This window comes from Streptomyces sp. 7R007 (genome assembly GCF_054850255.1).
Genome location: NZ_JBTWMV010000006.1, coordinates 317096 through 324092, shown reverse-complemented (window position 1 = coordinate 324092; position 6997 = coordinate 317096). Strand labels below are relative to the sequence as shown.

6 protein-coding genes are annotated in these 6997 nt (G+C 71.3%); 4 read left to right on the top strand and 2 right to left on the bottom strand.

The genetic code is table 11. The features are described 5' to 3' along the window. The coding region (locus ACYF6T_RS11360; RefSeq protein ID WP_461695640.1) for a D-alanyl-D-alanine carboxypeptidase family protein at nt 1–1705 on the bottom strand (1705 nt) is incomplete at its 3' end. A 1065-nt stretch (nt 1706–2770) separates the two neighbouring features. Between ACYF6T_RS11360 and ACYF6T_RS11355 the strand changes: the two genes are divergently transcribed. The 3 genes from ACYF6T_RS11355 (at nt 2771) to ACYF6T_RS11345 (ending at nt 5145) form a co-directional block, all read left to right on the top strand. Continuing rightward, nucleotides 2771–3526 carry a GOLPH3/VPS74 family protein gene (locus ACYF6T_RS11355; protein WP_461695638.1) on the top strand — a complete coding sequence of 252 codons (756 nt, stop codon included), beginning with the start codon at nt 2771–2773 and terminating at the stop codon, nt 3524–3526. A gap of 314 nt (nt 3527–3840) precedes the next feature. After that, nucleotides 3841–4698: a helix-turn-helix domain-containing protein gene (locus ACYF6T_RS11350; protein ID WP_461695637.1), complete on the top strand. Its 858-nt coding sequence runs from the start codon at nt 3841–3843 to the stop codon at nt 4696–4698. Nucleotides 4699–4953: 255 nt separating this feature from the next. Beyond that, nucleotides 4954–5145 carry a DUF397 domain-containing protein gene (locus ACYF6T_RS11345; protein WP_461695636.1) on the top strand — a complete coding sequence of 64 codons (192 nt, stop codon included), beginning with the start codon at nt 4954–4956 and terminating at the stop codon, nt 5143–5145. Between the two features lie 104 nt (nt 5146–5249). Here ACYF6T_RS11345 and ACYF6T_RS11340 read toward each other — a convergent pair whose 3' ends face one another. Next, entirely contained in the window at nt 5250–6089 is an 840-nt protein-coding gene (locus ACYF6T_RS11340; protein WP_461695635.1) for a hypothetical protein, read from the bottom strand. A gap of 80 nt (nt 6090–6169) precedes the next feature. Here ACYF6T_RS11340 and ACYF6T_RS11335 point away from each other — a divergent pair, with 80 nt between their 5' ends. Continuing rightward, nucleotides 6170–6955 (top strand): SDR family oxidoreductase, encoded by a 786-nt coding sequence (locus ACYF6T_RS11335; RefSeq protein ID WP_461695634.1) that lies wholly within the window; start codon nt 6170–6172, stop codon nt 6953–6955. The last annotated feature ends 42 nt before the right edge of the window (nt 6956–6997 follow it).

Below are 6997 nucleotides of genomic sequence, written 5' to 3'. Positions count from 1 at the left end.
TGTAGTTCTGCCAGGTCTGGCCGGAGGGGTCCTTCCAGCTGGGCAGCTTGGTGATGTCCGTCAGCGCCGGGATCTTCACCAGCTCGTTGCCGAGTTTCACCTGGTCGTGGGCGGTGGAGACGGTGGTCTCCTTCAGGCCCGAGGCGTCGGTGTACGTGGTGTCGGTCATGCCGAGTTCCTTGGCCGTGTCGTTCATCTTCTTGATGAACGCGGCCTCGGAGCCGGCGTCCCAGCGGGCGAGGAGGCGGGCGATGTTGTTCGCCGACGGGATCATGATCGCCGACAGGGCCTGCTTCTCGGTGAGGACGTCGCCCTTCTTGACGGTGTTGAGGGTGGACTCGCCGTCCTTGTCGTAGCCGCCCTCCTTCTCCGCGAGGGCGTCGACCGTGATCTTCTCGCCGTCCTCGCCGGACTTCATGGGGTGGTCCTTGAGGACGATGTACGCCGTCATGGCCTTGGCGACGGAGCCGATGGCGACGGGGGTCTGCCGGCCGAAGTCGCCCATCGTGCCGATGCCGTTGACGTCCAGCCAGCCCTGGCCCTCGGCCGGCCACGGGAGGTCGGGCTTGGTGCCGTCGAAGGTGTAGGACTCCTCGGCGGTGAGGGTGAGGCCGGGGGTCGGGAGGGGGCGGACGGCCTGCACGATCGCAAAGACGACCGCCAGGAGGAGGACCAGGGGGGTCCAGATCTTGATCCGGCGGACGAGCGTGCGGACGGGGGTGTCCGGGGGCGGGGGCGTGTTGGTCAGCTCGGCGAGAAGGTCGAGCGGGGGCTTCGGGGGGAGCGGCTGCTGGGTGGTGCGCTCGGGGCCGACGGCGGGGACGGGGGTGGTGGCGTCGGCGGGTTGCTGCGCAGGCTTGGCGGGCTTCCTCGTCGCCGGGTCGTCAAGAGGCTTGAGGGCGACGAACTTGCTGGTGCGCTCGCTGGGGCTCTCGGGAGCGGTCTTCGGGGCGTCCTTCGGGGTGGGGGTGTCCCTGGGGACGTCGCCGATCTTGAGCATGGTGGTCGGCTGGTCGACCTGGGGCTTGGGGCGCTTGAAGACGGCGGTGGGTTGGTCGACGGGCTGGTCGCGGGGCGGGGCGTGGTCGGCGGGTGCGGGTGTGTGGGGCTGCGCGGTGCTCCCATCCGCACCACCCGTGCGGGATGCGTCGTCGGCCGCGGGTGGCCCCTGCGGGGCGTCCACGCCGTCGGCGGCTGCGGGTGCGTGGCGCTGCGCGGTGCTCCCACCCGCACCACCCGTGCGGGATGCGTCGTCGGCCGCGGGTGGCCCCTGCGGGGCGTCCACGCCGTCGGCGGCTGCGGATTCGTCGTCACGCACGGACGCGCCCTTCGGGGCGTCCTCGCCATCGGCGGGTGCGGATTCGTCGTCACGCACGGACGCGCCCTTCGGGGCGTCCTCGCCATCGGCGGCTGCGGGCTCGTCGTCACGCACGGACGCGCCCTTCGGGGCGTCCTCGCCATCGGCGGCTGCGGGCTCGTCGCCGCTCGCGGACTCGCTCTTCGGGGCGTCCTCGTTGCCCCGTGCGGACGGGGCCTCTTCGTCGGCCTTGTCGTCGGTGGGGGCGGGCTCGGCCTTCGGGGCGTCCTCGTCCGCCGTGGGCTCGGTCGCCTTCGGCTCCTCGTCCGACTGCTCCTCGGTGTCCCCGGACCGCACCCACGCCGCCACGGCAGCACGCAGCCGCGTGTCCCCGGCCCCGTCACTCACGTCACCGCCAGCAGCGCCGGCACCCGCCTCGGCAGCGTCACCGCCGGCCGAAGCCTCACTCTCCGCCGAACCCTCCTGCGCTGAAGCCCCGTCCTCCGGCGTCTCGTCCGACGAAGCCCCGACTTCCGCGGCCCCGCCCTCCGAGGCACCGTCTCCCGGCACCCCAGCCTCCGAAGCCCCGCCTCCGGACGCAGCCGCCTCCGGCGTCTCGCCCCCCGGAGTCCCGGCCTTCGAGGCCCCTGCAACCCCAGCCTCAGTCCCGCCGGCATCCTTCACCGCAGCCCCGCCCTCGGCCCTGCCGACGTCCCCGCCCGCAGCCCTCGCGGCATCCTCAGCCCCGGCATCAGCCCGCCCAGCGTCCTCAGCCTCGACATCGGCCCGCCCAGCGCCCTCAACCCCGCCGGCGGCCCGCCCAGCGTCCTCAGCCCCGGCGTCGGCCTCAGTGGTGCCGGAGTCCTCGGCCCCGGCCTCGGCCCGGTCGGCATCGTCAGCCCGCCCAGCGTCCTTCACAGCAGCCTCGGTCTCAGCCCGGTCGGCGTCCTTCGCCCCCTCGGCGTCATCCGTCCCCTCGGTGGGCTCCCGCTCGAGTCGGTCGGCATTCGTGTCGGTGCGGTGGGTTTCGCTCGCGTTCTCGGCGTCCGTCGCCAGGTCCCGTACCGAGAGGATCCGCGTCGCCGTGTCCACGCCCCCGCGCGGCTCGGACGTCATCGCCAGACGCGGGTCGCGTTCCCCGCCGCCGGATTCGGGAACCGGCCCCGCGCTCCCCGACGTCGGTTCCACCGACGACTCGCGCTGCTTCGACCTGTCGGGGGACTCGCCCGCCACCGATGCCTCCTCCGTGCCGCACGCACGCCATCCGTGCGCCTACCGAACAGTGAACCGCCCGCCCGGGACACCGCTCCACCGCGCTGTCCGAACCATGTACCAGTGTCCTGTGTGTGGGCTTAACCCCTGCGGTAGACGAGAACGACATACCTACCGGTTCCCTCACAAACAGGTCACGCACCCTCGACAGACCAATGTGAGAGGGGTCACCCTGTCATTCATCCACGCGGGGAGGCATGGATGGGCAGGAGCCGCAGAACACTTCCGGAGGAGCTTCTGCTGCTGGCACTGGACCCGGCCACGGGTACCACTGCACAGCCGCAGTCGCTCGACCTCGGTCTGGCCGGAGCACAGCTAGTGGAGCTGGCGCTGGCCGGACGGATAGCCCCAGACGGGGATCGTATCGCCGTGGTGGTACCACGGCCGACAGGAGATCCGACACTGGACTGCGCGTTGGAGTTGCTGCGAAGGCGCGGCGCTCCGGTGCGGGCGGTCCACTGGATCGGCGGGCCCCGGCTGGGGCTGCGCCAGACCTACCTCTCGCATCTGGAGCGGTGCGGCATGGTGCATGCCGTGGCGGGCCAGATGTGCGGGGTGCTGCCGACGACTCGCTACCAGGCGACGGACAACGCCATCAGCCGGGAGATCAGGGCCCGGCTGGACTCGGCGATCCGCACCGGCGTACCGCCGGACCCGCGGACCGCGGCGCTCGCCGCCCTGGCGCACGCGGTGGGTCTCGGCAAGCACCTGTACCCGGGGAACGAGGGACGCTCGTCCCGGTCCCGGTTGCGGGATCTGATCCGGCACGACCCCATGGGCGGGCTCGTCGCGCACGCCGTGATGGACGTCCAGAACGGTGTGGCGGCCCAGCCACGCCGCAGCCCGGCCCCGGCGGGCCGTCAGGCCACCGCCGGCACCCGGGCCGCACCGGAACCCGCTCGTGGCGTTCCGATGCAGCCGCGCCGAGGTCCGATGGCGCGCGTCGTGGCCCACTGAGCCGCAGTTCCACGACAGCAGTTCCGCGACATACGACATACCGCCGCACCCAGTCCCCGAGATCCGGTACGGGAGCCGCCGGCCGCGCGGGGTCGTGGAGTCGTACGCCGTCCGTCCCCCCGGGCGCCGGCGTAACGGTTCCGCGGCCTCGCGCGGCCGCTTTCGCGCGGGGGGCCGGAACTGGCGCGTACGCCGTGCATATCCACCGTTTCCCAGCGGTAGTAAGCACCTTGGTGGCAATCTGCTCAGCAGCAGATACGCATAGTTGCAAGCAGCAGGGCAAGCAGAGGTCCGCAGCCGGAGGTGCACGTTCCGTGGCGTCGAATGTCAATCCCACCGTACGGCGGCGCCGGCTGGGCCAGGAGCTGCGCCGGCTCCGTGAACTCAAGGGCATGACGGCCGAAGAGGTCGCCGAGCGGCTGCTGGTGTCGCAGTCGAAGATCAGCCGCCTGGAGAACGGGCGGCGCAGCATCAGCCAGCGCGACGTGCGCGATCTGTGCGGGGTGTACGAGGTCGAGGACCACCGGATCGTCGACTCGCTGATGCAGATGGCCAAGGACAGCCGCCAGCAGGGGTGGTGGCATTCGTTCGGCGACATTCCGTACAGCGTGTACATCGGGCTGGAGACCGACGCGGCGAGTCTGCGGGTCTACGATCCCCAGGTCGTCCCCGGCCTGCTGCAGACCCGGCAGTACGCGGAGGCGCTGATCGCGGGGGCGCTGCCGGAGACGGCGGCGGCCGACGTGGACAAGCGCGTGCAGGTGCGGCTGCGCCGGCAGGAACGAATCACCGCCCCCGAGAACCCGCTGCGGCTGTGGACGGTCATGGACGAGGCCGCGCTGCGCCGGGTGGTGGGCAACCGCTCGCTGATGCGGGACCAGTTGGAGCATCTGGTCGAGCAGTCGCAGCTGCCGCACGTCACCGTGCAGGTCATCCCGTTCGACATGGGCGCGCACCCGGGGCTGAACGGCCAGTACGCGATCCTGGAGTTCCCGGACGCGGCCGACTCCTCCGTCGTGTACATCGAGGGCGTCACCAGCGACCTGTACCTGGAGAAGGCGAACGACGTGCAGAAGTACAGCGTGATGTACGAGCACCTCAGGGCGCAGGCGCTGAACCCGGAGCAGTCACGGCAGTTCATCGCGGACGCGGCCAAGGAGTACGCGCGCTGAAGCGCGGCGAGGGCGTCCGCGGAGGAGGCTCCTCGACGGAAGGTGCCGCACAGTACACCTTCCCCGGCCCTCAGTGGAAGTCCCACCTGGAATATGCCACCCAGTCGAGCGAATAGTCGCTTCGTAGGCCGAGGTGTGCGAGTAGCGTCGATCACGCCAATCACACAGCAAGGTTGGCGCAAACCGCGCTGCGGGTTCGGAGACGGTCCCGTCATGCGGTGACAGCACTCCACGACTGGCATTACGGAGCAGAAAATGGCAATTCGTCAGGGCGCCACGCACACGTGGACCAAGTCCTCCTACTCCACGGGCAACGGCGCGTGCGTCGAGATCAAGTCACCGGTGACCGAGGCCATGGCCGTCCGGGACTCCAAGGTTCAGGAGGGCCCCGTACTGGACTTCCCGACCGAGGCGTGGAACGCGTTCGTGGCGTCGATCAAGTCCTGACACCACCTCCACCACGAGATACCGCACAGCAGCACCGCAAGAGCCCTCTCGACCAGTTCGCCGTCCTTGCCGAGGGGGCTCCGCTGTGCCCGCGTCCGGTCCGGTCACCGCAGCCGGTCGACGTACCGGTCCGTGCCGGGCACGGTCGGTATGAAGGGCGCCACCAGCTCCACCCGGCCCAGCCCCGCCTCCCGCACCGGCGCGTCGAGCCCGCCGAAGTACGCCTCCCAGCACTCCCGCGGATCCGTCTCCAGGAACCACAGCAGCGTCAGCCGGGTGCCGACGCCCTCGACCTGCTTGACATAGGTCATACGGTCGCCCGGCAGCGGCGTCGGCCGGAAGACCGTCACCATCGCCGCCGGTGAGCCGGCCACCCGCTTGGGCAGGTGACGCGAGCGCAGCCACTCCAGCAACTCCGCGCGCTGCTCGGGCGATTCGGCGTCGATCACCTCCACCACCAGCCCCGCGTACGGGTGGTCGAGCGCGTGGAAGTCCCGCGGCCCCGCCGCCCCGTCCCGGTACACGGTCGTCTCGTGGTCCTGGAACGCCGTGAAGACGTGCGTGCGGTCCTGGTAGACGCGGGCGTCCCGGTTGAGCCGTTTGTTGATCGCCACGGTCCACTTCATGTGGTCGGCGTAGCGGCCGTCCGTGATCCAGTACGTCGAGAGGTAGCAGCCGGCGGTGACGGGCTGGGCGACGGCCGACTTCTCGGGGTAGCGCAGGAGTTGGAGGTCCCGGGTGGCCACCCAGCGGCGCCCGGCGTACATCCAGGGCATGGCCATGGCGCCCGCGTAGTAGTGGTCGTCCTCGTACCAGCGGTTGTACGCGTACTCGTGGCCGGGGTGCGGCTCCACCATGGTGATCAGGGCGTGCCCGGGGCTCACCCCGTACGGTCCCACGGCGGCCAGTTCCGCGTACACGTCGCTGCGGGTGTCCTCGCTCACGTCGCTCCCCTTCCGTCCTCCGCCGGTCGCCCATACTCTGACGCTCCGTCAGATGAATGGCCATACCCCCGGAGGCTCGGATGTCACTGCTCACGGGCAAGACCGTCGTCGTCTCGGGTGTCGGCGCCGGGCTCGGTCACCGGGTCGCGGCGGCGGTCGTGCGCGACGGCGGCGACGCGGTGCTGGGGGCGCGCACGGAGGCGAACCTGGCGAAGTCCGCCGCGGACATCGACCCGGACGGCGCGCACACGGCGTACCGGGCGACCGACATCACCGACGAGGCGCAGTGCGAGGCGCTGGCGGCGCTGGCGCGGGAGCGGTTCGGCCGGATCGACGCGGTGGTCCACGTGGCCGCATGGGACAGCTGCTTCGGCGGCCTGGAGGACGCGGACTTCGCGACCTGGCAGGGGGTGCTGGACGTGAACCTGCTGGGGACGCTGCGGATGACGCGGGCGTGTCTGCCGGCGCTCAAGGAGCGCGGCGGGTCGGTGGTGTTCATCGGGACGCAGTCGTCGGTGGCCGCCCCGACGCAGGTGCGGCAGGCCGCGTACGCCGCCTCCAAGGGGGCGCTGACGAGCGCGATGTACTCGCTGGCCAGGGAGCTCGGGCCGCACCGCGTGCGGGTCAACACCGTGCTGCCGGGCTGGATGTGGGGGCCGCCGGTGCAGGCGTACGTGCAGTTCACGGCGCACACGGAGGGGGTGCCGGAGGGTGAGGTGCTGAAGCGGCTGACCTCGCGCATGGCACTGCCCGACCTGGCGACGGACGGGGACGTGGCGGACGCGGCCGTGTTCCTCGCCTCGGACCGGGCGCGGGCGATCACCGGCCAGTCGCTGCTGGTGAACGCGGGGGAGCTGATGCGCTGACGGCTTCGCCGGGCTCCTTTCGGCCATGATCGACTGTTCATG

What these genes read in the sequence shown, in the direction of transcription:
- ACYF6T_RS11355 (WP_461695638.1), top strand. Translation starts at nt 2,771, where the DNA reads ATGGGCAGGAGCCGCAGAACACTTCCGGAGGAGCTTCTGCTGCTGGCA.
- ACYF6T_RS11345 (WP_461695636.1), top strand. Translation starts at nt 4,954, where the DNA reads ATGGCAATTCGTCAGGGCGCCACGCACACGTGGACCAAGTCCTCCTAC.
- ACYF6T_RS11335 (WP_461695634.1), top strand. Translation starts at nt 6,170, where the DNA reads ATGTCACTGCTCACGGGCAAGACCGTCGTCGTCTCGGGTGTCGGCGCC.